Source organism: Streptomyces sp. NPDC048637 (assembly GCF_040650675.1).
In the GTDB taxonomy this organism is placed as follows: domain Bacteria; phylum Actinomycetota; class Actinomycetes; order Streptomycetales; family Streptomycetaceae; genus Streptomyces.
This window is the reverse complement of record NZ_JBEZHQ010000011.1, coordinates 38,416-63,577: the sequence shown is the minus strand read 5'-3', so window position 1 is coordinate 63,577 and position 25,162 is coordinate 38,416. Positions and strand designations below refer to the sequence as shown.

The window sequence follows — 25,162 nt, the reverse complement described above, 5'->3', positions numbered from 1 at the left end:
GGGCCCCGGAACAGGTTCCGGGGCCCGCACGCGAGACGCGACGGACGGTGCCTACTTGGCCTCCGCCAGCAGCTTCTGGATCCTGGACACGCCCTCGACCAGGTCCTCGTCGCCCAGCGCGTACGAAAGCCGCAGGTAGCCGGGGGTGCCGAAGGCCTCGCCCGGGACGACGGCGACCTCCGCCTCCTCCAGGATCAGCTCGGCCAGCTCGACACTGGTCTGCGGGCGCTTGCCGCGGATCTCCTTGCCCAGGAGCTCCTTCACCGACGGGTACGCGTAGAACGCGCCCTCCGGCTCCGGGCACAGCACCCCGTCGATCTCGTTGAGCATCCGCACGATGGTCCGGCGGCGCCGGTCGAAGGCGACCTTCATCTCCTCGACGGCCGTCAGATCGCCGGAGACCGCCGCGATGGCTGCGGCCTGCGCGACGTTGGAGACGTTGGACGTGGCGTGCGACTGGAGGTTCGCGGCGGCCTTGATGACGTCCTTGGGGCCGATCGCCCAGCCCACCCGCCAGCCGGTCATCGCGTACGTCTTCGCCACGCCGTTGACGATGATGCACTTGTCGCGCAGCTCGGGCACGACCACCGGCAGCGACGAGAACGCGGCGTCGCCGTAGACCAGGTGCTCGTAGATCTCGTCGGTCAGCACCCACAGACCGTGCTCGGCGGCCCAGCGGCCGACGGCCTCGACCTGCTCGCGGGTGTAGACCGCGCCGGTCGGGTTCGACGGCGAGACGAACAGCAGCACCTTGGTGCGGTCCGTACGGGCCGCCTCCAGCTGCTCCACGGTCACGCGGTAGCCCGTGGTCTCGTCCGCGACGACATCGACCGGCACACCGCCGGCCAGACGGATCGACTCGGGGTAGGTGGTCCAGTACGGCGCCGGGACGATGACCTCGTCGCCCGGGTCGAGGATCGCTGCGAACGCCTCGTAGATCGCCTGCTTGCCGCCGTTCGTCACCAGGACGTTCGCGGCCTCGATCTCGTAGCCGGAGTCGCGCAGCGTCTTCGCGGCGATCGCGGTCTTCAGCTCGGGGAGGCCGCCGGCCGGGGTGTAGCGGTGGTACTTCGGGTTGCGGCAGGCCTCGATCGCCGCCTCGACGATGTAGTCGGGCGTGGGGAAGTCGGGCTCACCGGCACCGAAGCCGATCACCGGGCGTCCGGCGGCCTTGAGGGCCTTCGCCTTGGCGTCGACGGCGAGGGTCGCGGACTCGGAGATCGCACCGACGCGGGCCGAGACCCGGCGGTCGGTGGGGGACGAAGCGGGAGGAGTGGCAGCGCTCATATCTGCATCGTCCCAGACCTCTGACGGGCCCGGCACATCGGTTTGCGGGGACCACCCGGGACGTTTCTGTTCGACGCCCGGCTCTGAAGCACGTACACTCGCTGACCGTTGGCCCCGACAGGTCGCCGCGGTGCACGCACGTAGTGCAGTCAGCCGCATGCGGTAGGTTGGGGGAACCACAAAGGGTCGTAGCTCAATTGGTAGAGCACTGGTCTCCAAAACCAGCGGTTGGGGGTTCAAGTCCCTCCGGCCCTGCTACACGCACTTCGTCACCATGGTGCGTGCACGCGTACGTATGAAATGCACCGCCGTGCGGCTCAACCGGGCGCGGCACGGCCACGACCCGGATTCAGGTGAGGACGAGTGACGGACGCCCTGGGCTCCATCGACATGCCTGAGCGCGGTCGTTCCGAGGACGAGACCGCGGAATCCCAGAAGAAGCCCCGCCGCGGCGGCAAGCGCGGCAAGAAGGGCCCCTTCGCACGTCTCGCGCTTTTCTACCGCCAGGTCGTGGCGGAGCTCCGCAAGGTCGTCTGGCCCACGCGCAGCCAGCTGTCGACGTACACCAGCGTGGTGATCGTCTTCGTTGTCATCATCATCGGTCTCGTAACCGTGATTGACTTGGGAATCAACCGAGTCGTCGGGTACGTCTTCGGCTGATCCCGCGGAGGGCGCCTCAGCGGGCGCCCCTTTCGCATGTTCAACCCCTTGAAGCCAGGAAGAAGCAGCCACCGTGTCTGACCCGAACCTGAACGACGCCGCCGACTCCGCCGAGACGGCAGCGGCCGACGTGGACGCGGCTGCCTCGGCCGAGGTCCAGGGCGACGACACCGAACTCGAGATCGTCCAGGCCGCCGACGAGGTCGACGAGCTGGACGCCGAGGAAGCCGCCGCCGGTGAGCCCGCCGAGGCCGCTGCGGTGCACGTCGAGGACGAGGACGAGGTCGTCGCTGAAGCCGCCGAGGAAGAGGAAGAGGAGCCGGTCGACCCGGTGGCCGCCCTCCGCGACGAGCTCCGCGGCCTCCCCGGTGAGTGGTACGTCATCCACACCTACGCGGGTTACGAGAACCGCGTGAAGACCAACCTCGAGCAGCGTGCCGTTTCGCTGAACGTCGAGGACTACATCTTCCAGGCCGAGGTGCCGCAGGAAGAGGTCGCCCAGATCAAGAACGGCGAGCGCAAGACCATCCGCCAGAACAAGCTCCCGGGCTACGTGCTGGTGCGCATGGACCTGACGAACGAGTCCTGGGGCGTCGTCCGCAACACCCCGGGTGTCACGGGCTTCGTCGGCAACGCCTACGACCCCTACCCGCTGACGCTGGACGAGATCGTCAAGATGCTTGCCCCGGAGGCTGAGGAGAAGGCCGCCAAGGAGGCCGCCGCGGCCGAGGGCAAGCCGGCGCCGTCCCGCAAGGTCGAGGTCCAGGTGCTGGACTTCGAGGTGGGCGACTCCGTCACCGTCACCGACGGCCCGTTCGCGACGCTGCAGGCCACGATCAACGAGATCAACGCCGACTCGAAGAAGGTCAAGGGCCTCGTCGAGATCTTCGGCCGCGAGACCCCGGTCGAGCTCAGCTTCGACCAGATCCAGAAGAACTAGGTTCTTCCGGAACACCAGCCAAATCGACCAGGTCAGACGGGCTCACAGCCGGTCTGACCTGCTCGGTTTTTGGCCGCACGACTATACCCGTTATCGTTGTGCGGTATGCCTCCATCCGGATGACCGGATGGAATGGCGAAACACCTCTCACTAGGACCCGGAGAGAGCATGCCTCCCAAGAAGAAGAAGGTCACGGGGCTTATCAAGCTCCAGATCAGCGCCGGCGCCGCAAACCCGGCTCCGCCGGTCGGCCCCGCGCTGGGCCAGCACGGCGTCAACATCATGGAGTTCTGCAAGGCCTACAACGCCGCGACCGAGTCGCAGCGTGGCATGGTCGTGCCGGTGGAGATCACGGTCTACGAAGACCGTTCCTTCACCTTCATCACCAAGACCCCGCCGGCCGCGAAGCTCATCCTGAAGGCCGCGGGCGTGGAGAAGGGCTCCGGCGAGCCGCACAAGACCAAGGTCGCGAAGATCACGCGTGACCAGGTCCGTGACATCGCCACCACCAAGATGCCCGACCTGAACGCCAACGACCTGGACGCCGCCGAGAAGATCATCGCCGGCACCGCCCGTTCCATGGGCATCACGGTCGAGGGCTGATCCTCAGCCCCTCTGGCACCACCCGTGGCAGGACCAGGCGCTGGTCCGCACCACGACTCCACCCCACTGCATCAGGAGCAGAAGTGAAGCGCAGCAAGACTCTTCGCAACGCGGACGCGAAGATCGACCGGGAGCGCGTGTACGCCCCCCTCGAGGCCGTCCGTCTCGCCAAGGACACCGCGTCCGTCAAGTTCGACGCGACCGTCGAGGTCGCCATGCGTCTGGGTGTCGACCCGCGCAAGGCCGACCAGATGGTCCGTGGCACCGTGAACCTCCCGCACGGCACCGGTAAGACCGCCCGGGTCCTGGTCTTCGCGACCGGTGACCGTGCTGCGGCCGCGGAAGCCGCCGGCGCCGACATCGTCGGCTCGGACGAACTGATCGACGAGGTCTCCAAGGGCCGTCTGGACTTCGACGCCGTCGTCGCCACCCCGGACCTCATGGGCAAGGTCGGCCGCCTCGGCCGCGTGCTCGGTCCGCGTGGTCTGATGCCGAACCCGAAGACCGGCACCGTCACCCCGGATGTCGCCAAGGCTGTCACCGACATCAAGGGCGGCAAGATCGAGTTCCGCGTGGACAAGCACGCGAACCTCCACTTCATCATCGGCAAGGTCTCCTTCGACGAGACCAAGCTGGTGGAGAACTACGCCGCGGCGCTCGAGGAGATCAACCGCCTCAAGCCGTCCGCCGCCAAGGGCCGCTACATCAAGAAGGCGACCATCACCACCACGATGGGCCCCGGCATCCCGCTGGACGCCAACCGCACCCGCAACCTCCTCGTCGAGGACGAGGCCGTCTGATCTCTCCGATCAGCGCCTCATAGCGTGTGACCACTGTCGTCAGGCCCCGCCCTCCCGCAAGGAGGGCGGGGCCTGACGCATGCTGTGCCGCCCCTCAGCGCCTCTCAGGGCCCCCACGCCGCCCTGGGGCGAGGCCGGCCGCGGGACGCGCTCCAGCAGCCGGCAGCGCAGCCGACGCCCCCTCTCGGCCGATTTGCCTGAGGCAGGGCTCTCCCGTACCGTATGCGGAAGCCAAAGACCGCTGGTTGTCTCTGCGCGTCCGGTCCCGGACGTGGAGTGGCCGAAGGATCCGCTAGCTGCGGACGGCCTGCGCAGGTGTGTATGGATGAACTCCCGGACGGAATTCCGTCCTGGTCGAGTACGCCCCGTGCGCCTGCGCCGGGGCGTTTGTTTTGCCCAGCCCCTTCTGCGCGGTCCTCATCACCCGGAAGGAGGCCGAGGCTCATGGCGACGTCTGACAAGATCGCAGCCGTTGAGGAGATTACTGAGAAGCTCCGTAACTCCAACGCAGCTGTTGTGACTTCTTACATCGGACTGACTGTGGCGCAGCTCAAGGAGCTGCGTCGTTCTCTCGGCGAGAACGCTCAGTACCGTGTGGTGAAGAACACGCTGACCCAGATCGCGGCCAAGGAGGCCGGGATTCAGCTGGACGAGCACCTCAAGGGCTCGACCGCTGTTGCCTTCGTGACCGGTGACCCGGTCACGGCGGCGAAGGGTCTTCGTGACTTCGCCAAGGAAAACCCCTCTCTCGTCATCAAGGGCGGTGTCCTTGACGGCAAGGCGCTGTCCGCCGACGAGATCAAGAAGCTTGCGGACCTCGAGTCCCGTGAGGTTCTGCTCGCCAAGCTGGCGGGTGGCATGAAGGCGTCCATGGCCAAGGCCGCGGCGACCTTCCAGGCCCCGCTCACGAAGTTCGCCCGCACCGCGGACGCGCTTCGCAGCAAGGTCGAGCAGGGCGGTGCCGGTACGCCGGCTCCCGCCGAGGCTGCCGAGTAATCACTCGGACGCCCAGCGGGCCCGTAGTACGCCCGCCAGACATGTACATCCGGCACCAGCCGAATTAGTGGAAGGACCGCCACCATGGCGAAGCTCAGCCAGGAAGACCTGCTCGCGCAGTTCGAGGAAATGACCCTTCTTGAGCTCTCCGAGTTCGTGAAGCTCTTCGAGGAGAAGTTCGACGTCGAGGCTGCTGCCCCGGTCGCCGTTGCCGCCGCCGGTGCCCCGGGCGCCCCGGCCGCCGCCGAGGCCGAGGAGCAGGACGAGTTCGACGTCATCCTCACCGGTGCGGGCGACAAGAAGATCCAGGTCATCAAGGTCGTGCGTGAGCTGACCTCCCTGGGCCTGAAGGAGGCCAAGGACCTCGTCGACGGCACCCCGAAGCCCGTCCTCGAGAAGGTCGCCAAGGACGCCGCCGAGAAGGCTGCCGAGTCCCTCAAGGGCGCCGGCGCCTCCGTCGAGGTCAAGTGACTTCACCGAGTCTCCGGACTCGCGTCCTGAGCGCCTGAGGCGCCAGGGACACCAGCCAAGGGCGATCACCCATGCGGGTGGTCGCCCTTCGGCGTGCTCGTCACGGCTGCGTTGTCTCGCGCCTGCGTGCGAGTATGGTGATCATCGTTGCCCGGACGTGCCCCCATGTGACGATCTCCCAGAGGTGGGGGGCCTTGACGAACCGGACGCGGCGCGCAATTCTCGGGACGCGACGCAGAAGCGATCCAGGGTTCGAGGCATGGATCGCGGACGAAGAGGGAAGCATCGGTGTGCGCCACTGGCGCAGGGCTTTCGGCAGGCGCATGGCATTGAGAAGAACAAACGAGGGCTTCCTCCGGTGCGGAGGGCATGGCCTCCTGGAGGGAGAAGATCGGTATCACGGTGCTGAACCGGTCTCCGGAAACTCGCTCTGGACATCAGTGTGCCAAGTGGCTACACTGACCCTTTGCGCTGCCTGTTAGCTGCTCCCTGCCCGTCACCAGGGGCATACCCGAGCCCGAGCAAAGCTGAATGATCCGCCCTGACCTGGGCTTTCCCTCAGTCTGCTCGATTCGGGACCGGTACGCGCGTAGTGAGTCCGAGCCCTCGGAAGGACCCCCTCTTGGCCGCCTCGCGCAACGCCTCGACTGCCAATACGAACAACGGCGACAGCACCGCCCCGCTGCGCATCTCTTTTGCGAAGATCAAGGAGCCCCTCGGGGTTCCGAACCTCCTTGCGCTGCAGACCGAAAGCTTCGACTGGCTGCTCGGCAATGCCGCATGGAAGGGTCGCGTCGAGGCTGCGCTGGAGAGTGGGCAGGAAGTCCCCACCAAGTCCGGTCTGGAAGAGATCTTCGAAGAGATCTCCCCGATCGAGGACTTCTCCGGGTCGATGTCGCTGACGTTCCGCGACCACCGCTTCGAGCCCCCGAAGAACTCCATCGACGAGTGCAAGGAGCGCGACTTCACGTACGCGGCTCCGCTCTTCGTCACCGCTGAGTTCACGAACAACGAGACCGGCGAGATCAAGTCCCAGACGGTCTTCATGGGCGACTTCCCGCTCATGACGAACAAGGGCACCTTCTGCATCAACGGCACCGAGCGTGTCGTCGTCTCGCAGCTGGTGCGCTCGCCGGGCGTGTACTTCGACAGCTCCATCGACAAGACGTCCGACAAGGACATCTTCTCCGCCAAGATCATCCCGTCCCGGGGTGCCTGGCTGGAGATGGAGATCGACAAGCGCGACATGGTCGGTGTGCGCATCGACCGTAAGCGCAAGCAGTCCGTGACCGTCCTGCTCAAGGCGCTCGGTTGGACGACCGAGCAGATCCTTGAGGAGTTCGGCGAGTACGAGTCCATGCGCGCCACCCTGGAGAAGGACCACACCCAGGGCCAGGACGACGCGCTGCTCGACATCTACCGCAAGCTGCGCCCGGGCGAGCCGCCGACCCGTGAGGCCGCGCAGACGCTGCTGGAGAACCTGTACTTCAACCCCAAGCGCTACGACCTCGCGAAGGTCGGCCGCTACAAGGTCAACAAGAAGCTCGGCGGCGACGAGCCGCTCGACGCGGGCGTGCTGACCACCGATGACGTCATCGCGACGATCAAGTACCTGGTCAAGCTGCATGCCGGCGAGACCGAGACGATGGGTGAGTCCGGCCGTTCGATCGTTGTCGAGACCGACGACATCGACCACTTCGGCAACCGTCGTCTGCGCAACGTCGGCGAGCTCATCCAGAACCAGGTCCGCACGGGTCTGGCTCGTATGGAGCGCGTCGTGCGTGAGCGCATGACCACCCAGGACGTCGAGGCGATCACGCCGCAGACCCTGATCAACATCCGGCCGGTCGTCGCCTCCATCAAGGAGTTCTTCGGCACCAGCCAGCTGTCCCAGTTCATGGACCAGACCAACCCGCTGTCGGGTCTGACCCACAAGCGCCGTCTGTCGGCGCTGGGCCCGGGTGGTCTCTCCCGTGAGCGGGCCGGCCTGGACGTCCGTGACGTGCACCCCTCGCACTACGGCCGTATGTGCCCGATTGAGACCCCTGAAGGTCCCAACATTGGTCTGATCGGCTCGCTGGCCTCCTACGGCCGGGTCAACGTCTTCGGCTTCATCGAGACGCCTTACCGCAAGGTCGTCGACGGCCAGGTCACGGAGGAGGTGGACTACCTCACCGCTGATGAGGAGGACCGCTTCCTGATCGCCCAGGCCAACGCCAAGCTGAGCGACGACATGCGCTTCTCCGAGCAGCGTGTGCTGGTCCGCCGCCGTGGCGGCGAGGTCGACCTCGTCCCCGCCGACGAGGTGGACTTCATGGACGTCTCGCCGCGGCAGATGGTGTCGGCCGCGACCGCCATGATCCCGTTCCTCGAGCACGACGACGCCAACCGCGCGCTCATGGGATCGAACATGATGCGCCAGGCCGTTCCGCTGATCAAGGCGGAGTCGCCGCTGGTCGGCACCGGCATGGAGTACCGCTGTGCGGTCGACGCCGGTGACGTCATCAAGGCGGAGAAGGACGGTGTGGTCCAGGAGGTCTCCGCGGACTACATCACCGTCGCCAACGACGACGGCACGTACACCACGTACCGCGTCGCCAAGTTCACCCGCTCCAACCAGGGCACCTCCTTCAACCAGAAGGTCGTCGTGGACGAGGGCGCGCGGGTCATCGAGGGCCAGGTCCTCGCCGACGGTCCGTCCACGGACGAAGGCGAGATGGCGCTCGGCAAGAACCTGCTCGTGGCGTTCATGCCGTGGGAGGGCCACAACTACGAGGACGCGATCATCCTGTCGCAGCGCCTCGTGCAGGACGACGTCCTCTCCTCGATCCACATCGAGGAGCACGAGGTCGACGCCCGTGACACCAAGCTGGGCCCCGAGGAGATCACCCGGGACATCCCGAACGTCTCCGAAGAGGTCCTCTCCGACCTCGACGAGCGCGGCATCATCCGTATCGGTGCCGAGGTCGTCGCCGGCGACATCCTCGTCGGCAAGGTCACGCCCAAGGGTGAGACCGAGCTGACCCCCGAGGAGCGCCTGCTCCGCGCGATCTTCGGTGAGAAGGCGCGCGAGGTGCGCGACACCTCGCTGAAGGTGCCGCACGGTGAGATCGGCAAGGTCATCGGCGTCCGCGTCTTCGACCGCGAAGAGGGCGACGAGCTGCCCCCGGGTGTGAACCAGCTGGTCCGCGTCTACGTGGCCCAGAAGCGCAAGATCACCGACGGTGACAAGCTCGCCGGCCGTCACGGCAACAAGGGCGTCATCTCGAAGATCCTGCCGGTCGAGGACATGCCGTTCCTGGAGGACGGCACCCCGGTCGACATCATCCTCAACCCGCTGGGTGTCCCGTCCCGAATGAACCCGGGACAGGTCCTGGAGATCCACCTCGGCTGGCTCGCCAGCCAGGGCTGGAAGGTCGAGGGTGTCGAGGAGGAGTGGAAGAAGCGTCTCCACTCGATCTCCGCCGACGAGGTCGCCCCCGGCTCCAACGTCGCCACCCCGGTGTTCGACGGTGCGCGCGAGGACGAGATCTCCGGTCTCTTCGAGTCGACGATCCCCAACCGCGACGGCGAGCGGATGGTCAAGGGCTCCGGCAAGGCGCGGCTGTTCGACGGCCGCTCCGGTGAGCCGTTCCCGGACCCGATCTCGATCGGGTACATGTACATCCTCAAGCTGCACCACCTGGTCGACGACAAGCTCCACGCGCGTTCGACCGGTCCGTACTCCATGATCACCCAGCAGCCGCTGGGTGGTAAGGCTCAGTTCGGTGGCCAGCGGTTCGGTGAGATGGAGGTGTGGGCGCTGGAGGCTTACGGCGCCGCATACGCCCTCCAGGAGCTGCTGACGATCAAGTCCGACGACGTGACCGGCCGCGTGAAGGTCTACGAGGCCATCGTCAAGGGCGAGAACATCCCCGAGCCCGGCATTCCCGAGTCCTTCAAGGTGCTCATCAAGGAAATGCAGTCCCTGTGCCTCAACGTGGAGGTGCTGTCCTCGGACGGCATGTCCATCGAGATGCGCGACACCGACGAGGACGTCTTCCGCGCAGCGGAGGAGCTCGGCATCGACCTGTCCCGGCGCGAGCCGAGCAGCGTCGAAGAGGTCTGACGGGAGTTCGGCCGGGGAGCCAGTGATGGTTCCCCGGCCGGCCCCAGGACCCCCGTTTCAGACCCCAAGACTTACAACCCTGAGAGGGATTGACGCATAGTGCTCGACGTCAACTTCTTCGATGAGCTCCGGATCGGTCTGGCCACCGCTGACGACATCCGTCAGTGGAGCCACGGCGAGGTCAAGAAGCCCGAGACCATCAACTACCGCACGCTCAAGCCCGAAAAGGACGGACTCTTCTGCGAGAAGATCTTCGGTCCGACCCGGGACTGGGAGTGCTACTGCGGTAAGTACAAGCGCGTCCGCTTCAAGGGCATCATCTGCGAGCGCTGCGGCGTCGAGGTCACTCGCGCCAAGGTGCGTCGTGAGCGGATGGGCCACATCGAGCTGGCCGCTCCCGTGACCCACATCTGGTACTTCAAGGGCGTGCCGAGCCGGCTGGGCTACCTGCTGGACCTCGCGCCCAAGGACCTCGAGAAGGTCATCTACTTCGCCGCCTACATGATCACGTGGGTGGACGAGGAGCGTCGTACGCGCGACCTGCCCTCGCTGGAGGCGCACGTCTCCGTCGAGCGTCAGCAGATCGAGCAGCGCCGCGACTCCGACCTGGAGGCCCGCGCCAAGAAGCTCGAGACCGACCTGGCCGAGCTGGAGGCCGAGGGCGCCAAGGCCGATGTGCGCCGCAAGGTGCGCGAGGGTGCCGAGCGTGAGATGAAGCAGCTGCGCGACCGTGCGCAGCGCGAGATCGACCGTCTCGACGAGGTCTGGAGCCGCTTCAAGAACCTCAAGGTCCAGGACCTGGAGGGTGACGAGCTGCTCTACCGCGAGCTGCGTGACCGCTTCGGCACGTACTTCGACGGCTCCATGGGTGCCGCTGCCCTGCAGAAGCGCCTGGAGACCTTCGACCTCGACGAGGAGGCCGAGCGCCTCCGCGAGATCATCCGTACCGGCAAGGGCCAGAAGAAGACCCGTGCGCTCAAGCGCCTCAAGGTCGTCTCCGCCTTCCTGCAGACCCGCAACAGCCCCAAGGGCATGGTGCTGGACTGCATCCCGGTGATCCCGCCGGACCTGCGTCCGATGGTGCAGCTGGACGGTGGCCGCTTCGCGACCTCCGACCTGAACGACCTGTACCGCCGTGTGATCAACCGCAACAACCGCCTCAAGCGTCTCCTTGACCTCGGTGCCCCCGAGATCATCGTGAACAACGAGAAGCGGATGCTGCAGGAGGCCGTCGACGCGCTGTTCGACAACGGCCGCCGCGGCCGTCCGGTCACCGGTCCCGGTAACCGCCCGCTGAAGTCCCTCAGCGACATGCTGAAGGGTAAGCAGGGCCGTTTCCGTCAGAACCTGCTCGGTAAGCGAGTCGACTACTCGGCGCGTTCCGTCATCGTCGTCGGCCCGCAGCTCAAGCTGCACCAGTGCGGTCTGCCCAAGGCCATGGCGCTGGAGCTCTTCAAGCCGTTCGTGATGAAGCGCCTGGTGGACCTCAACCACGCGCAGAACATCAAGTCGGCGAAGCGCATGGTCGAGCGCGGCCGCACGGTCGTCTACGACGTGCTCGAAGAGGTCATCGCCGAGCACCCGGTGCTGCTGAACCGTGCACCCACGCTGCACCGTCTGGGCATCCAGGCCTTCGAGCCGCAGCTGGTCGAGGGCAAGGCCATTCAGATTCACCCGCTCGTCTGCACCGCGTTCAACGCGGACTTCGACGGTGACCAGATGGCCGTCCACCTCCCGCTGTCCGCGGAGGCCCAGGCCGAGGCCCGCATCCTGATGCTGTCCTCGAACAACATCCTCAAGCCGGCCGACGGCCGTCCGGTCACCATGCCGACCCAGGACATGGTGCTAGGCCTCTTCTTCCTCACCACGGATGAAGAGGAGCGCGAGGTCAAGGGTGAGGGCCGGGCCTTCGGCTCGGTCGCCGAGGCCATCATGGCCTTCGACGCCCGTGAGCTCTCGCTGCAGGCGAAGGTCGACATCCGCTTCCCGATCGGCACCATCCCGCCCCGTGGCTGGACCCCGCCGGTTCCGGAGGAGGGCGAGCCCGAGTGGCAGCAGGGTGACAGCTTCCGGCTGCGGACGACCCTGGGCCGTGCGCTCTTCAACGAGCTGCTGCCCGAGGACTACCCGTTCGTCGACTACTCGGTGGGCAAGAAGCAGCTCTCCGCGATCGTCAACGACCTGGCCGAGCGCTACCCCAAGGTCATCGTGGCGGCGACGCTCGACAACCTGAAGGCGGCCGGCTTCCACTGGGCGACCCGTTCCGGCGTCACCGTCGCCGTCTCGGACATCGTCGTGCCGGAGGCCAAGAAGGCCATCGTCGCGGGCTACGAGGCCCAGGACGAGAAGGTCCAGAAGCAGTACGAGCGCGGTCTGATCACCAAGGACGAGCGCACTCAGGAACTGATCAACATCTGGACCAAGGCGACCAACGAGGTCGCCGAGGCGATGAACGAGAACTTCCCCAAGACGAACCCCATCTTCATGATGGTTGACTCGGGTGCCCGAGGAAACATGATGCAGATGCGGCAGATCGCCGGTATGCGTGGTCTGGTGTCGAACGCGAAGAACGAGACCATCCCGCGTCCGATTAAGGCATCGTTCCGCGAGGGTCTGTCCGTGCTGGAGTACTTCATCTCCACGCACGGTGCCCGTAAGGGTCTGGCGGACACCGCCCTTCGTACCGCCGACTCCGGTTACCTCACCCGTCGTCTGGTCGACGTCTCCCAGGACGTCATCATTCGCGAGGAGGACTGCGGCACGGAGCGTGGCCTCAAGCTGCGGATCGCCTCGAAGGACGCCGCGGGTGTCCTGCGCAAGGCGGACGACGTCGAGTCCAGCGTGTACGCGCGGATGCTCGCCGAGGACGTCGTGGTGGACGGCAAGGTCGTCGCCCCCGCGAACGTCGACCTCGGTGACGTGCTCATCGATGCGCTGGTCAACGCGGGCGTCGAGGAGGTCAAGACCCGCTCGGTCCTGACCTGTGAGTCCGCGGTCGGCACCTGTGCCTTCTGCTACGGCCGTTCGCTGGCCACCGGCAAGCTGGTCGACATCGGTGAGGCGGTCGGCATCATCGCCGCCCAGTCCATCGGTGAGCCCGGCACCCAGCTGACGATGCGTACCTTCCACACCGGTGGTGTGGCCGGTGACGACATCACCCTGGGTCTGCCGCGTGTCGTCGAGCTCTTCGAGGCCCGTACGCCCAAGGGTGTCGCCCCGATTTCGGAGGCGGCCGGCCGCGTCCGGATCGAGGAGACCGAGAAGACCAAGAAGGTCGTCGTCACCCCGGACGACGGCAGCGACGAGATGGCTTACGGCGTCTCCAAGCGTGCCCGTCTCCTGGTGGGCGAGGGCGACCACGTCACGGTCGGCCAGCCGATGACCGTGGGTGCCGTCAACCCGCACGACGTGCTGCGGATCCTCGGCCAGCGTGCCGTCCAGGTCCACCTGGTCGGCGAGGTCCAGAAGGTCTACAACAGCCAGGGCGTGGCGATCCACGACAAGCACATCGAGATCATCATCCGGCAGATGCTGCGCCGTGTGACGATCATCGAGTCCGGCGACGCGGAGCTGCTGCCGGGCGAGCTCGTGGAGCGCACGAAGTTCGAGGGCGAGAACCGTCGGGTCGTGGCGGAAGGCGGCCACCCGGCCTCCGGCCGTCCGCAGCTGATGGGTATCACCAAGGCTTCGCTGGCCACCGAGTCCTGGCTGTCGGCGGCGTCCTTCCAGGAGACGACCAGGGTCCTGACCGACGCGGCGATCAACGCCAAGTCGGACTCCCTGATCGGCCTCAAGGAGAACGTCATCATCGGTAAGCTCATCCCGGCCGGTACGGGTCTGTCCCGTTACCGCAACATCCGGGTCGAGCCCACCGAAGAGGCCAAGGCCGCGATGTACTCGGCCGTCGGTTACGACGACATCGACTACTCGCCCTTCGGCACCGGCTCCGGCCAGGCGGTCCCGCTGGAGGACTACGACTACGGTCCGTACAACCAGTAAGCCTGGTCTGTACGACAGCAACAGGGCGGTCATCCCTTACGGGGTGGCCGCCCTGCGGCGTTGGTGCGGCACCCGCGCCGAGCGGTCCCGTCGAGTTGGGGGCCGCGCGGGGGAACTTGTCCTCCCATTGCTGCGTCTCTGATGAGAAGATGGGGAGAACTGTCGAGCGGGGGGAGGTTCGCGAAGTGGCATTCCAACCGTGGCAGGGCGGTCAGCCGGCGCAGCCGTCGAATCAGGTGCCTGCCATGCGTGCCTCGCACGCCGATCGTGAGCGAACGGTCGATGTGCTCAAGGCGGGGTTCGCCGAGGGGCGGCTGCAGCAGCCGGAGTACGAACAGCGGATCACACGGGCCTACAAGGCGCAGACTCACGCCGAACTGCAGATGCTGGTCGCGGATCTGCCGCAGGGGCCGGTGCCGCAGGCGCAGTTCGTGCCGCAGCGGCCGATGGTGCCGGCGACCTTCATGCCGCCGCAGATGCCGATGCCGATGCCGGCGACGACGAACAGCGCGGCGACGGGTGCGCTGGTCTGCGGGATCATGACGCCGGTGACGTGGGGCCTGACGGCGATTCCGGCGGTGATCCTGGGGCACAAGGCGCGGGCCGAGATCCGCCGGTCCGGCGAGCGCGGCGACGGTCAGGCCATCACGGGTCTGGTGCTGGGCTGGCTGGCGATCGGTGGCTGGGCGTTGTTCCTCCTGGTGTTCATCCTCTCCGCCGCGGTCAACCTGTAGGGGCCGGCCGGCGGTCGGGCCGGCGGTGCGCGGTGCCGCCGGGGAGGGGTGTGGCGCCTTCTTCCGTAAGGCCGTCGATCGCACTACGGTGACCGCAACGCCGTGAGGAGTCCGGCGTGTCCTTCGCGTGTGCATTTGTTTTGACCGCAGCCAATGCGGTAGGTACGCTCTGACCTTGTGCCTGGGGTGTCCCTGGGCTGCCGTGCGCGAAATCTCCCGCCGGGGGGACCTGCCGGGCCGTAAGGCCCCGGGGGACTCCGGTCGGAGAACCACCAGCACGGAAGCCGGGTTTTGACACCGCAATCTGCCGCCTCACTCGTTCCAGCGAGGGACCGGACTGCAGTATTCGACACACCCGACCGCGTGGGTCGGGGAATGTTCCAGGTTAGCTTTACCGAGACTGGCACACAGAAACCGGAGAAACGGTGCCTACGATCCAGCAGCTGGTCCGCAAGGGCCGGCAGGACAAGGTCGAGAAGAACAAGACGCCCGCGCTTGAGGGTTCCCCCCAGCGCCGTGGCGTCTGCACGCGTGTTTTCACGACCACCCCGAAGAAGCCGAACTCGGCCCTGCGTAAGGTCGCGCGTGTGCGTCTGACCAGCGGGATCGAGGTCACCGCTTACATTCCGGGTGAGGGCCACAACCTGCAGGAGCACTCGATCGTGCTCGTGCGTGGTGGTCGTGTGAAGGACCTGCCGGGTGTTCGGTACAAGATCATCCGCGGCTCCCTCGACACGCAGGGCGTCAAGAACCGCAAGCAGGCTCGCAGCCGCTACGGCGCCAAGAAGGAGAAGTAAGAATGCCTCGTAAGGGCCCCGCCCCGAAGCGCCCGGTCATCATCGACCCGGTCTACGGTTCTCCTCTGGTGACCTCCCTCATCAACAAGGTGCTGCTGAACGGAAAGCGCTCCACCGCCGAGCGCATCGTTTACGGCGCCATGGAGGGTCTGCGCGAGAAGACCGGTAACGACCCGGTCATCACGCTCAAGCGCGCGCTCGAGAACATCAAGCCGACCCTTGAGGTCAAGTCCCGCCGTGTCGGTGGCGCGACCTACCAGGTCCCGGTCGAGGTCAAGCCCGGCCGCGCCGCCACCCTCTCGCTCCGCTGGCTCGTGGGCTACTCCCGCGCCCGCCGCGAGAAGACCATGACCGAGCGCCTCATGAACGAACTGCTCGACGCCTCTAACGGCCTCGGCGCTTCGGTCAAGAAGCGTGAGGACACGCACAAGATGGCCGAGTCCAACAAGGCCTTCGCGCACTACCGCTGGTAGTCGCAACCCACATCGAGACCGAGAGAAGATTGAGCCACTATGGCCACCACTTCGCTTGACCTGGCCAAGGTCCGCAATATCGGGATCATGGCCCACATCGACGCGGGCAAGACGACCACCACCGAGCGGATCCTGTTCTACACCGGTGTTTCGTACAAGATCGGTGAGGTCCACGACGGCGCTGCCACGATGGACTGGATGGAGCAGGAGCAGGAGCGCGGCATCACCATCACGTCTGCCGCGACGACCTGCCACTGGCCGCTGGAAAACGTCGACAACACCATCAACATCATCGACACCCCGGGCCACGTCGACTTCACGGTCGAGGTGGAGCGCTCGCTGCGCGTCCTGGACGGTGCGGTGACGGTGTTCGACGGCGTTGCCGGTGTCGAGCCCCAGTCCGAGACCGTCTGGCGTCAGGCGGACCGCTACGGCGTTCCGCGTATCTGCTTCGTCAACAAGCTCGACCGCACGGGTGCCGAGTTCCACCGCTGCGTCGACATGATCGTGGACCGCCTCGGCGCGACCCCGATCGTGATGCAGCTCCCGATCGGCACCGAGGCCGACTTCAAGGGCGTCGTCGACCTCGTGACGATGAAGGCCCTGGTCTGGTCGGCCGAGGCCGCCAAGGGCGAGATGTACGACACCGTCGACATCCCGGACACGCACATCGAGGCGGCAGACGAGTGGCGCGGCAAGCTGCTCGAGGCCGTTGCCGAGAACGATGAAGAGATCATGGAGCTGTACCTGGAGGGCCAGGAGCCCACCGTGGAGCAGCTCTACGCGGCGATCCGCCGGATCACCATCGCTTCGGGCAAGGCCGAGAACACCACCGTCACTCCGGTGTTCTGCGGTACCGCGTTCAAGAACAAGGGCGTGCAGCCCCTGCTCGACGCGGTCGTGCGCTACCTCCCCTCCCCGTTGGACGTCGAGGCCATTGAGGGCCACGCGGTCAACGACCCGGAAGAGGTCATCAAGCGCAGGCCGTCCGAGGAAGAGCCGCTGTCCGCTCTTGCGTTCAAGATTGCGAGCGACCCCCACCTGGGCAAGCTCACCTTCATCCGGGTGTACTCGGGCCGCCTTGAGGCCGGCTCGCAGGTGCAGAACTCGGTGAAGGGCAAGAAGGAGCGCATCGGCAAGATCTACCGGATGCACGCGAACAAGCGTGAGGAGATCGAGTCGGTGGGTGCCGGTGACATCGTCGCCGTCATGGGTCTGAAGCAGACCACCACGGGTGAGACCCTCTGTGACTCCACCAACCAGGTCATCCTGGAATCGATGGAGTTCCCGGCCCCGGTCATCCAGGTCGCCATTGAGCCCAAGTCCAAGGGCGACCAGGAGAAGCTGGGTGTCGCCATCCAGCGACTCGCCGAAGAGGACCCCTCGTTCCAGGTTCACACCGACGAGGAGACCGGCCAGACCATCATCGCGGGTATGGGCGAGCTGCACCTCGACGTGCTGGTCGACCGTATGAAGCGTGAGTTCCGGGTCGAGGCCAACGTCGGCAAGCCGCAGGTCGCCTACCGCGAGACCCTGCGCAAGCCGGTCGAGCGTCTCGACTACACGCACAAGAAGCAGACTGGTGGTTCCGGCCAGTTCGCGAAGGTGCAGATCGCGATCGCGCCGCTCGAGGGCGACGGGTACGAGTTCGAGAACAAGGTCACCGGTGGCCGTATCCCGCGGGAGTACATCCCGTCCGTGGACGCGGGCTGCCAGGAGGCCATGGAGTTCGGTGTTCTCGCCGGCTACCCGCTGACGGGCGTCAAGGTCACGCTTCTCGACGGTGCGTTCCACGAGGTCGACTCGTCGGAAATGGCCTTCAAGATCGCCGGTTCGATGGCCTTCAAGGAGGCCGCCCGCAAGGCCTCCCCGGCCCTGCTCGAGCCGATGATGAAGGTCGAGGTCACCACGCCCGAGGACTACATGGGCGACGTGATCGGCGACATCAACTCCCGCCGTGGTCAGATCCAGTCCATGGAGGAGCGCAGCGGCGCCAAGCTCGTCACGGGCCTGGTTCCCCTCTCGGAGATGTTCGGCTACGTCGGAGACCTCCGCAGCAAGACGTCGGGTCGCGCAAGCTACTCGATGCAGTTCGACTCCTACGCCGAGGTTCCCCGGAACGTCGCCGAGGAGATCATCGCGAAGGCCAAGGGCGAGTAGCTCCGTCTCCCGAGAGCCGGAACACGCTTTAGGCTTGACACCGTCTGATGGGGTAATCCCCGCAACCGCGAGGATTGCCCCGTCAGCCGGCACCCCAGCAAAGATCACCTGGCGCCGATGAGTAAGGCGTACAGAACCACTCCACAGGAGGACCCCAGTGGCGAAGGCGAAGTTCGAGCGGACTAAGCCGCACGTCAACATCGGCACCATCGGTCACATTGACCACGGTAAGACGACCCTCACGGCCGCCATTACCAAGGTGCTGCATGACGCGTACCCGGACCTGAACGAGGCCTCGGCCTTCGACCAGATCGACAAGGCTCCTGAGGAGCGCCAGCGCGGTATCACGATTTCGATCGCGCACGTCGAGTACCAGACGGAGAACCGTCACTACGCCCACGTCGACTGCCCCGGTCACGCGGACTACATCAAGAACATGATCACGGGTGCGGCGCAGATGGACGGCGCCATCCTCGTGGTCGCCGCCACCGACGGCCCGATGCCGCAGACCAAGGAGCACGTGCTCCTGGCCCGCCAGGTCGGCGTTCCGTACATCGTTGTCGCCCTGAACAAGGCCGACATGGTGGACGACGAGGAGATCCTGGAGCTCGTCGAGCTCGAGGTCCGTGAGCTCCTCTCCGAGTACGAGTTCCCCGGCGACGACGTTCCGGTCGTCAAGGTCTCGGCGCTCAAGGCGCTCGAGGGCGACAAGGAGTGGGGCGACTCCGTCCTCAAGCTCATGCACGCCGTCGACGAGTCGATCCCGCAGCCCGAGCGCGACGTCGACAAGCCGTTCCTGATGCCGATCGAGGACGTCTTCACGATCACCGGCCGTGGCACCGTTGTCACCGGTCGTATCGAGCGTGGTGTCCTCAAGGTCAACGAGACCGTCGACATCATCGGCATCAAGACCGAGAAGACCACCACCACGGTCACCGGTATCGAGATGTTCCGGAAGCTCCTCGACGAGGGCCAGGCCGGTGAGAACGTCGGTCTGCTCCTCCGTGGCATCAAGCGCGAGGACGTCGAGCGCGGCCAGGTCATCATCAAGCCGGGCTCGGTCACGCCGCACACCTCGTTCGAGGCCCAGGCGTACATCCTGTCGAAGGACGAGGGTGGCCGTCACACCCCGTTCTTCAACAACTACCGCCCGCAGTTCTACTTCCGTACCACGGACGTGACCGGCGTCGTGACCCTCCCCGAGGGCACCGAGATGGTCATGCCGGGCGACAACACTGAGATGACCGTTGAGCTCATCCAGCCCGTCGCGATGGAAGAGGGCCTGAAGTTCGCCATCCGTGAGGGTGGCCGGACCGTCGGCGCCGGCCAGGTCACCAAGATCACGAAGTAATTTCGCTGATCCGGTCGATCCGGTCGTAGCTCCCCGGAGCTCACAAGGAGCCCCGCTCACCATCAGGTGGGCGGGGCTCCTTGACAGTTGGGCCCCGATTGGCCTTACGCGTCCCAGGTGTGGCACACTGTCCAGGTTGCTCGGTTGAGTGCCGATGCTGCGCGCCTCCCGCCGGGAGGACCGGAAGCGAGTCCCAGGTATTCGTCGTCCCTTCTCAGGGCCGGAAATACGGGAATCTTCCGGGAAGCGTCAGCGGGGTGCCTCGGCCAGGCACCCGGTGGGTGTTCTTCCCCTGCCTTCTCCTTCTTGAAGGATCCCCTTTACGGGGATTTACGAGAAGGGGTGCGACACGCCCGACCGCGTGGGTCGGAGAAGAACAGCGCTTCCGCTGAGGCGCAGCGCACCGGGTCCCAGAGCGTTACGAGAGACAGGACTACGAAGTAGCCATGGCGGGACAGAAGATCCGCATCCGGCTCAAGGCCTACGACCACGAGGTCATCGACTCTTCGGCGAAGAAGATCGTCGAGACGGTGACCCGTACTGGTGCGTCGGTCGCGGGCCCGGTGCCGCTGCCCACTGAAAAGAACGTGTACTGCGTCATCAAGTCGCCGCACAAGTACAAGGACTCGCGCGAGCACTTCGAGATGCGCACGCACAAGCGCCTGATCGACATCCTCGACCCGACGCCCAAGACCGTTGACTCGCTGATGCGCCTGGACCTTCCGGCCGGCGTTGACATCGAGATCAAGCTCTGAGAGGCGCGGAAGAGATGGCTAAGCAGATCAAGGGCATCCTGGGCGAGAAGCTCGGCATGACCCAGGTCTGGGACGAGAACAACCGTGTCGTCCCGGTCACTGTGGTCAAGGCCGGCCCCTGCGTCGTTACCCAGGTGCGCACCAATGACCAGGACGGTTACGACTCCGTCCAGATCGCCTTCGGCGAGATCGACCCGCGCAAGGTGAACAAGCCCCTCAAGGGCCACTTCGCGAAGGCCGACGTCACCCCCCGTCGTCACCTCGTCGAGGTCCGTACCACCGACGCCGGTGAGTACACCCTCGGCCAGGAGCTGACCGCTGAGACCTTCGAGTCCGGCGTCAAGGTGGATGTGACCGGCAAGAGCAAGGGCAAGGGCTTCGCCGGTGTCATGAAGCGTCACGGCTTCCATGGCGGCAAGGCCTCCCACGGTGCCCACCGTGTGCACCGTAAGCCTGGCTCCATCGGTGGCTGTGCCACCCCGGGCCGCGTGTTCAAGGGCATGCGGATGGCCGGCCGTATGGGCAATGAGCGGGTCACCACCCAGAACCTGACCGTCCACGCCGTTGACGCGGAGAAGGGTCTGCTGCTCATCAAGGGCGCAGTTCCTGGTCCGAACGGCGGCCTCGTCCTGGTCCGTACCGCGGCCAAGGGGGCCTGAGGTAACCGATGAGCACCATTGACATCCTTTCGCCGGCAGGCGACAAGGCCGGTACCGTCGAGCTCCCCACGGAGATCTTCGACGCGAAGGTCAGCGTTCCGCTGATCCACCAGGTCGTTGTCGCACAGCTGGCCGCGGCCCGTCAGGGCACGCACAAGACCAAGACTCGCGGCGAGGTCCGCGGCGGTGGCAAGAAGCCGTACCGCCAGAAGGGCACCGGCCGCGCGCGCCAGGGTTCGACCCGTGCGCCGCAGTTCGCCGGCGGTGGCATCGTCCACGGCCCCGTGCCGCGTGACTACAGCCAGCGGACCCCGAAGAAGATGAAGGTTGCCGCCCTGCGCGGTGCCCTCACCGACCGGGCCCGCAACAGCCGTATCCACGTCGTTTCCGGCGTGGTCGAGGGCGACATCTCCACCAAGGCCGCCAAGACTCTCCTCGGCAAGGTCAGCGAGCGCAAGAACGTGCTCCTGGTCGCCGAGCGCAGCGACGAGGCCGCGTGGCTGTCCGCCCGCAACCTGCCCCAGGTTCACATCCTGGAGCCGGGCCAGCTGAACACGTACGACGTGCTCGTCTCCGACGACGTGGTCTTCACCAAGGCCGCCTTCGAGTCCTTCGTGTCTGGCCCCAAGGCCGCTGAGACCGAAGGGAGCGACGCCTGATGACTGAGGCCGTCGTCACCAGCAAGACCTTCTCGGACCCGCGCGACGTGCTCGTCAAGCCGGTTGTCTCGGAGAAGAGCTACGCCCTGCTGGACGAGAACAAGTACACGTTCATCGTCGCGCCGGGCTCGAACAAGACCCAGATCAAGCAGGCCGTCGAGGCGGTCTTCTCGGTCAAGGTCACCGGGGTCAACACGATCAACCGGCAGGGCAAGCGCAAGCGCACCCGCACCGGTTACGGCAAGCGCGCCAACACCAAGCGCGCCATCGTGACCCTCGCCGAGGGCGACCGTATCGACATCTTCGGCGGCCCGGTCTCCTAACGGAGTCCGAGTCGTCCGGAATCGGACGAGGACTGAGAAATGGGTATCCGCAAGTACAAGCCGACGACCCCGGGCCGTCGTGGCTCCAGCGTCGCCGACTTTGTCGAGGTCACGCGGTCCACGCCGGAGAAGTCGCTGGTCCGCCCGCTGCACAGCAAGGGCGGCCGTAACAACGCCGGTCGTGTGACCGTTCGCCACCAGGGTGGTGGCCACAAGCGCGCCTACCGCGTGATCGACTTCCGTCGTCACGACAAGGACGGCGTGCCGGCCAAGGTCGCGCACATCGAGTACGACCCGAACCGCACCGCGCGCATCGCGCTGCTGCACTACGCAGACGGCGAGAAGCGCTACATCATCGCGCCCCGTGGCCTGGCCCAGGGTGCTCGGATTGAGAACGGCCCTGGCGCCGACATCAAGCCGGGCAACAACCTGCCGCTGCGTCACATCCCCGTGGGTACGACGATCCACGCGATCGAGCTGCGTCCGGGCGGCGGTGCGAAGTTCGCCCGTTCGGCCGGTGCCTCCGTGCAGCTGCTGGCGAAGGAGGGCCGCATGGCTCACCTTCGTATGCCGTCCGGTGAGATCCGCCTGGTCGACGTCCGCTGCCGCGCCACTGTTGGTGAGGTCGGCAACGCCGAGCAGTCGAACATCAACTGGGGTAAGGCCGGCCGTATGCGCTGGAAGGGCGTCCGCCCGACCGTGCGTGGTGTCGTGATGAACCCCGTCGACCACCCGCACGGTGGTGGTGAGGGCAAGACCTCCGGTGGTCGCCACCCGGTCTCGCCGTGGGGTCAGAAGGAGGGTCGTACTCGTTCGCCGAAGAAGGCGAGCAACAAGTACATCGTCCGCCGCCGCAAGACGAACAAGAAGCGCTAGGAGCGGGTTTAGATGCCGCGCAGTCTCAAGAAGGGGCCCTTCGTCGACGACCACCTTTCCAAGAAGGTGGATGTTCAGAACGATGCCGGCACCAAGAACGTCATCAAGACCTGGTCCCGCCGCTCCATGATCGTCCCGGCCATGCTCGGCCACACGATCGCGGTGCACGACGGCCGCAAGCACGTCCCGGTGTTCGTCACCGAGTCGATGGTCGGCCACAAGCTCGGCGAGTTTGCGCCGACCCGCACCTTCCGCGGCCACGAGAAGGACGACCGCAAGTCGCGTCGTCGCTGATCGACCGGAGTGCGAAGACTATGACTGACACCGAAGGGACAACCATGGAAGCCAGGGCCCAGGCGCGGTACATCCGCGTCACGCCCATGAAGGCCCGCCGCGTGGTGGACCTTATCCGTGGCATGGATGCCACGGAGGCTCAGGCGGTCCTGCGTTTCGCCCCGCAGGCCGCGAGCGTGCCGGTTGGCAAGGTGCTGGACAGCGCCATTGCCAACGCTGCACACAACTACGACCACACCGACGCCGGCAGCCTCGTCATCTCCGAGGCCTATGTCGACGAGGGCCCGACCCTGAAGCGGTTCCGTCCGCGTGCTCAGGGCCGTGCCTACCGGATCCGCAAGCGGACCAGCCACATCACCGTGGTCGTCAGCAGCAAGGAAGGAACCCGGTAATGGGCCAGAAGGTAAACCCGCACGGGTTCCGCCTCGGCGTGACGACGGACTTCAAGTCCCGCTGGTACGCCGACAAGCTGTACAAGGACTACGTCAAGGAAGACGTCGCCATTCGTCGCATGATGACGAAGGGCATGGAGCGCGCCGGTATCTCCAAGGTGGAGATCGAGCGCACCCGTGAGCGCGTCCGCGTTGACATCCACACCGCTCGTCCGGGCATCGTCATCGGCCGCCGTGGCGCCGAGGCCGACCGCATCCGCGGCGAACTGGAGAAACTGACCGGCAAGCAGGTCCAGCTGAACATCCTTGAGGTCAAGAACCCCGAGGTGGACGCTCAGCTGGTGGCCCAGGCCGTCGCCGAGCAGCTGTCCTCCCGCGTGTCCTTCCGTCGCGCCATGCGTAAGAGCATGCAGTCGACGATGAAGGCCGGCGCCAAGGGCATCAAGATCCAGTGCGGTGGCCGTCTCGGCGGCGCCGAGATGTCCCGCTCGGAGTTCTACCGCGAGGGCCGTGTGCCCCTGCACACGCTCCGTGCGAACGTCGACTACGGCTTCTTCGAGGCCAAGACCACCTTCGGCCGCATCGGCGTGAAGGTCTGGATCTACAAGGGCGACGTCAAGAACATCGCCGAGGTGCGTGCCGAGAACGCTGCCGCCCGTGCGGGTAACCGCCCGGCCCGCGGTGGCGGCAACGACCGCCCGCGCCGCGGTGGCGAGCGTGGCGGCCGCGGTGGCCGCAAGCCGCAGCAGCAGACCGCCGCTGCCGAGGCCCCCAAGGCCGAGGCCGCTGCCGCTGCTCCGGCGGAGACCCCCGGAACGGAGGCCTGACCGACATGCTGATCCCTCGCAGGGTCAAGCACCGCAAGCAGCACCACCCGAAGCGCAGTGGTATGGCCAAGGGTGGCACCGAGCTGGCCTTCGGTGAGTACGGAATCCAGGCCGTGACCCCGGCCTACGTGACGAACCGGCAGATCGAGTCCGCTCGTATCGCCATGACCCGTCACATCAAGCGTGGCGGCAAGGTGTGGATCAACATCTACCCCGACCGTCCGCTGACGAAGAAGCCGGCCGAAACCCGCATGGGTTCCGGTAAGGGTTCTCCGGAGTGGTGGGTCGCGAACGTCAAGCCCGGTCGGGTGATGTTCGAGCTGTCCTTCCCGAACGAAAAGGTTGCCAAGGAGGCGCTGACCCGCGCCGCCCACAAGCTTCCGATGAAGTGCCGCATCGTGCGGCGCGAGGCAGGTGAGTCGTGATGGCGGCCGGTATCAAGGCGACCGAGCTGCGCGAGCTGAATGACGAGGACCTCGTCGGCAAGCTTCGTGAGGCCAAGGAGGAGCTGTTCAACCTCCGCTTCCAGGCGGCGACCGGACAGCTTGAGAACCACGGTCGGCTCAAGTCCGTCCGTAAGGACATCGCCCGGATCTACACCCTGATGCGTGAGCGCGAGCTGGGCATCGAGACGGTGGAGAGCGCCTGATGAGCGAGAAGAATGTGACTGAGACGAACGAGCGCGGTTTCCGCAAGACCCGTGAGGGTCTCGTCGTCAGCGACAAGATGGACAAGACCGTCGTCGTCGCTGTCGAGGACCGCGTCAAGCACGCGCTGTACGGCAAGGTCATCCGCCGTACCAACAAGCTCAAGGCGCACGACGAGCAGAACGCTGCCGGTGTCGGCGACCGCGTCCTCCTGATGGAGACCCGGCCGCTGTCCGCCACCAAGCGCTGGCGCATCGTCGAGATCCTCGAGAAGGCCAAGTAATCCCTCCTAGGGGGACCCCCTAGGAACAGTTCCGCCAGGCTCGGCAGGGGCTCCGTCTCATACGAGGC

Annotated in this window: 25 protein-coding genes and 1 tRNA gene; 25 read left to right on the top strand and 1 reads right to left on the bottom strand. The window is 66.1% G+C overall.

Annotated elements, in window-relative coordinates; genetic code table 11:
• Nucleotides 1-51: 51 nt before the first annotated feature.
• Nucleotides 52-1,287, bottom strand: a complete 1,236-nt coding sequence (locus AB0C46_RS16755) for a pyridoxal phosphate-dependent aminotransferase (protein ID WP_362828535.1) — start codon at nucleotides 1,285-1,287, stop codon at nucleotides 52-54.
• Between the two features lie 182 nt (nucleotides 1,288-1,469).
• On the opposite strand from AB0C46_RS16755, the gene AB0C46_RS16750 reads away from it, so the two are divergent.
• The 25 genes from AB0C46_RS16750 (at nucleotide 1,470) to rpsQ (ending at nucleotide 25,094) form a co-directional block, all read left to right on the top strand.
• Nucleotides 1,470-1,542: transfer RNA gene (locus tag AB0C46_RS16750), tRNA-Trp, on the top strand.
• Between the two features lie 108 nt (nucleotides 1,543-1,650).
• A complete protein-coding gene (secE, locus tag AB0C46_RS16745) occupies nucleotides 1,651-1,947 on the top strand; it encodes a preprotein translocase subunit SecE (RefSeq protein ID WP_159481505.1) in 297 nt (98 codons plus the stop codon).
• A gap of 73 nt (nucleotides 1,948-2,020) precedes the next feature.
• Nucleotides 2,021-2,887 (top strand): transcription termination/antitermination protein NusG, encoded by an 867-nt coding sequence (nusG, locus tag AB0C46_RS16740; RefSeq protein WP_362828534.1) that lies wholly within the window; start codon nucleotides 2,021-2,023, stop codon nucleotides 2,885-2,887.
• Between the two features lie 168 nt (nucleotides 2,888-3,055).
• Nucleotides 3,056-3,490 (top strand): 50S ribosomal protein L11, encoded by a 435-nt coding sequence (gene rplK / locus AB0C46_RS16735; RefSeq protein ID WP_030074757.1) that lies wholly within the window; start codon nucleotides 3,056-3,058, stop codon nucleotides 3,488-3,490.
• A gap of 83 nt (nucleotides 3,491-3,573) precedes the next feature.
• A complete protein-coding gene (rplA, locus tag AB0C46_RS16730) occupies nucleotides 3,574-4,290 on the top strand; it encodes a 50S ribosomal protein L1 (protein ID WP_362828533.1) in 717 nt (238 codons plus the stop codon).
• Between the two features lie 444 nt (nucleotides 4,291-4,734).
• The gene (gene rplJ / locus AB0C46_RS16725; RefSeq protein WP_362828532.1) at nucleotides 4,735-5,286 is read left to right on the top strand and encodes a 50S ribosomal protein L10; all 552 of its coding nucleotides are present in this window, start codon (nucleotides 4,735-4,737) and stop codon (nucleotides 5,284-5,286) included.
• Between the two features lie 84 nt (nucleotides 5,287-5,370).
• Nucleotides 5,371-5,757 carry a 50S ribosomal protein L7/L12 gene (gene rplL, locus AB0C46_RS16720; RefSeq protein ID WP_362828531.1) on the top strand — a complete coding sequence of 129 codons (387 nt, stop codon included), beginning with the start codon at nucleotides 5,371-5,373 and terminating at the stop codon, nucleotides 5,755-5,757.
• Nucleotides 5,758-6,379: 622 nt separating this feature from the next.
• Entirely contained in the window at nucleotides 6,380-9,865 is a 3,486-nt protein-coding gene (gene rpoB / locus AB0C46_RS16715) for a DNA-directed RNA polymerase subunit beta (protein ID WP_362828530.1), read from the top strand.
• Between the two features lie 99 nt (nucleotides 9,866-9,964).
• Nucleotides 9,965-13,864, top strand: coding sequence for a DNA-directed RNA polymerase subunit beta' (locus tag AB0C46_RS16710; RefSeq protein WP_362828529.1), 3,900 nt, complete (start codon nucleotides 9,965-9,967; stop codon nucleotides 13,862-13,864).
• A gap of 245 nt (nucleotides 13,865-14,109) precedes the next feature.
• Nucleotides 14,110-14,598, top strand: coding sequence for a DUF1707 and DUF4190 domain-containing protein (locus AB0C46_RS16705; protein ID WP_362828528.1), 489 nt, complete (start codon nucleotides 14,110-14,112; stop codon nucleotides 14,596-14,598).
• 425 nt (nucleotides 14,599-15,023) lie between these two features.
• Complete coding sequence (rpsL, locus tag AB0C46_RS16700) at nucleotides 15,024-15,395, top strand: 30S ribosomal protein S12 (protein ID WP_003948652.1); 372 nt, start codon at nucleotides 15,024-15,026, stop codon at nucleotides 15,393-15,395.
• Between the two features lie 2 nt (nucleotides 15,396-15,397).
• Nucleotides 15,398-15,868, top strand: coding sequence for a 30S ribosomal protein S7 (gene rpsG / locus AB0C46_RS16695; RefSeq protein WP_004571813.1), 471 nt, complete (start codon nucleotides 15,398-15,400; stop codon nucleotides 15,866-15,868).
• Between the two features lie 39 nt (nucleotides 15,869-15,907).
• Nucleotides 15,908-18,028: an elongation factor G gene (fusA, locus tag AB0C46_RS16690; RefSeq protein ID WP_362828527.1), complete on the top strand. Its 2,121-nt coding sequence runs from the start codon at nucleotides 15,908-15,910 to the stop codon at nucleotides 18,026-18,028.
• Between the two features lie 157 nt (nucleotides 18,029-18,185).
• Entirely contained in the window at nucleotides 18,186-19,379 is a 1,194-nt protein-coding gene (gene tuf / locus AB0C46_RS16685) for an elongation factor Tu (RefSeq protein ID WP_362828526.1), read from the top strand.
• Nucleotides 19,380-19,825: 446 nt separating this feature from the next.
• Nucleotides 19,826-20,134, top strand: a complete 309-nt coding sequence (gene rpsJ, locus AB0C46_RS16680) for a 30S ribosomal protein S10 (protein WP_003948644.1) — start codon at nucleotides 19,826-19,828, stop codon at nucleotides 20,132-20,134.
• Nucleotides 20,135-20,148: 14 nt separating this feature from the next.
• Entirely contained in the window at nucleotides 20,149-20,793 is a 645-nt protein-coding gene (rplC, locus tag AB0C46_RS16675; RefSeq protein ID WP_018090903.1) for a 50S ribosomal protein L3, read from the top strand.
• 8 nt (nucleotides 20,794-20,801) lie between these two features.
• On the top strand, nucleotides 20,802-21,452 hold the full coding sequence (gene rplD, locus AB0C46_RS16670) for a 50S ribosomal protein L4 (RefSeq protein WP_018090902.1): 651 nt from the start codon (nucleotides 20,802-20,804) through the stop codon (nucleotides 21,450-21,452).
• Nucleotides 21,452-21,775, top strand: coding sequence for a 50S ribosomal protein L23 (gene rplW / locus AB0C46_RS16665; RefSeq protein WP_006604875.1), 324 nt, complete (start codon nucleotides 21,452-21,454; stop codon nucleotides 21,773-21,775). The genes rplD and rplW overlap by 1 nt, the downstream gene beginning before the upstream one ends.
• Nucleotides 21,776-21,814: 39 nt before the next feature.
• A complete protein-coding gene (gene rplB / locus AB0C46_RS16660) occupies nucleotides 21,815-22,651 on the top strand; it encodes a 50S ribosomal protein L2 (RefSeq protein ID WP_362828525.1) in 837 nt (278 codons plus the stop codon).
• A gap of 12 nt (nucleotides 22,652-22,663) precedes the next feature.
• The gene (rpsS, locus tag AB0C46_RS16655) at nucleotides 22,664-22,945 is read left to right on the top strand and encodes a 30S ribosomal protein S19 (RefSeq protein WP_018090899.1); all 282 of its coding nucleotides are present in this window, start codon (nucleotides 22,664-22,666) and stop codon (nucleotides 22,943-22,945) included.
• 44 nt (nucleotides 22,946-22,989) lie between these two features.
• Nucleotides 22,990-23,337, top strand: a complete 348-nt coding sequence (gene rplV / locus AB0C46_RS16650; RefSeq protein ID WP_006604878.1) for a 50S ribosomal protein L22 — start codon at nucleotides 22,990-22,992, stop codon at nucleotides 23,335-23,337.
• Nucleotides 23,337-24,164 (top strand): 30S ribosomal protein S3, encoded by an 828-nt coding sequence (gene rpsC / locus AB0C46_RS16645; protein WP_362828524.1) that lies wholly within the window; start codon nucleotides 23,337-23,339, stop codon nucleotides 24,162-24,164. Before rplV ends, rpsC begins: the two co-directional genes overlap by 1 nt.
• A gap of 5 nt (nucleotides 24,165-24,169) precedes the next feature.
• The gene (gene rplP, locus AB0C46_RS16640) at nucleotides 24,170-24,589 is read left to right on the top strand and encodes a 50S ribosomal protein L16 (RefSeq protein WP_006604880.1); all 420 of its coding nucleotides are present in this window, start codon (nucleotides 24,170-24,172) and stop codon (nucleotides 24,587-24,589) included.
• Nucleotides 24,589-24,813, top strand: a complete 225-nt coding sequence (gene rpmC, locus AB0C46_RS16635; protein ID WP_030074787.1) for a 50S ribosomal protein L29 — start codon at nucleotides 24,589-24,591, stop codon at nucleotides 24,811-24,813. The genes rplP and rpmC overlap by 1 nt, the downstream gene beginning before the upstream one ends.
• On the top strand, nucleotides 24,813-25,094 hold the full coding sequence (gene rpsQ / locus AB0C46_RS16630) for a 30S ribosomal protein S17 (protein ID WP_006604882.1): 282 nt from the start codon (nucleotides 24,813-24,815) through the stop codon (nucleotides 25,092-25,094). Before rpmC ends, rpsQ begins: the two co-directional genes overlap by 1 nt.
• The last annotated feature ends 68 nt before the right edge of the window (nucleotides 25,095-25,162 follow it).

Bases quoted from the DNA above. Each gene is read 5' to 3' on its own strand.
- AB0C46_RS16755 (WP_362828535.1), bottom strand. From the start codon at position 1,287: ATGAGCGCTGCCACTCCTCCCGCTTCGTCCCCCACCGACCGCCGGGTC.
- rplK (WP_030074757.1), top strand. From the start codon at position 3,056: ATGCCTCCCAAGAAGAAGAAGGTCACGGGGCTTATCAAGCTCCAGATC.
- rplJ (WP_362828532.1), top strand. From the start codon at position 4,735: ATGGCGACGTCTGACAAGATCGCAGCCGTTGAGGAGATTACTGAGAAG.
- rplL (WP_362828531.1), top strand. From the start codon at position 5,371: ATGGCGAAGCTCAGCCAGGAAGACCTGCTCGCGCAGTTCGAGGAAATG.
- AB0C46_RS16705 (WP_362828528.1), top strand. From the start codon at position 14,110: ATGCGTGCCTCGCACGCCGATCGTGAGCGAACGGTCGATGTGCTCAAG.
- rpsG (WP_004571813.1), top strand. From the start codon at position 15,398: ATGCCTCGTAAGGGCCCCGCCCCGAAGCGCCCGGTCATCATCGACCCG.
- fusA (WP_362828527.1), top strand. From the start codon at position 15,908: ATGGCCACCACTTCGCTTGACCTGGCCAAGGTCCGCAATATCGGGATC.
- rpsJ (WP_003948644.1), top strand. From the start codon at position 19,826: ATGGCGGGACAGAAGATCCGCATCCGGCTCAAGGCCTACGACCACGAG.
- rplC (WP_018090903.1), top strand. From the start codon at position 20,149: ATGGCTAAGCAGATCAAGGGCATCCTGGGCGAGAAGCTCGGCATGACC.
- rplD (WP_018090902.1), top strand. From the start codon at position 20,802: ATGAGCACCATTGACATCCTTTCGCCGGCAGGCGACAAGGCCGGTACC.
- rplW (WP_006604875.1), top strand. From the start codon at position 21,452: ATGACTGAGGCCGTCGTCACCAGCAAGACCTTCTCGGACCCGCGCGAC.
- rplB (WP_362828525.1), top strand. From the start codon at position 21,815: ATGGGTATCCGCAAGTACAAGCCGACGACCCCGGGCCGTCGTGGCTCC.
- rpsS (WP_018090899.1), top strand. From the start codon at position 22,664: ATGCCGCGCAGTCTCAAGAAGGGGCCCTTCGTCGACGACCACCTTTCC.
- rplV (WP_006604878.1), top strand. From the start codon at position 22,990: ATGGAAGCCAGGGCCCAGGCGCGGTACATCCGCGTCACGCCCATGAAG.
- rpsC (WP_362828524.1), top strand. From the start codon at position 23,337: ATGGGCCAGAAGGTAAACCCGCACGGGTTCCGCCTCGGCGTGACGACG.
- rplP (WP_006604880.1), top strand. From the start codon at position 24,170: ATGCTGATCCCTCGCAGGGTCAAGCACCGCAAGCAGCACCACCCGAAG.
- rpmC (WP_030074787.1), top strand. From the start codon at position 24,589: ATGGCGGCCGGTATCAAGGCGACCGAGCTGCGCGAGCTGAATGACGAG.
- rpsQ (WP_006604882.1), top strand. From the start codon at position 24,813: ATGAGCGAGAAGAATGTGACTGAGACGAACGAGCGCGGTTTCCGCAAG.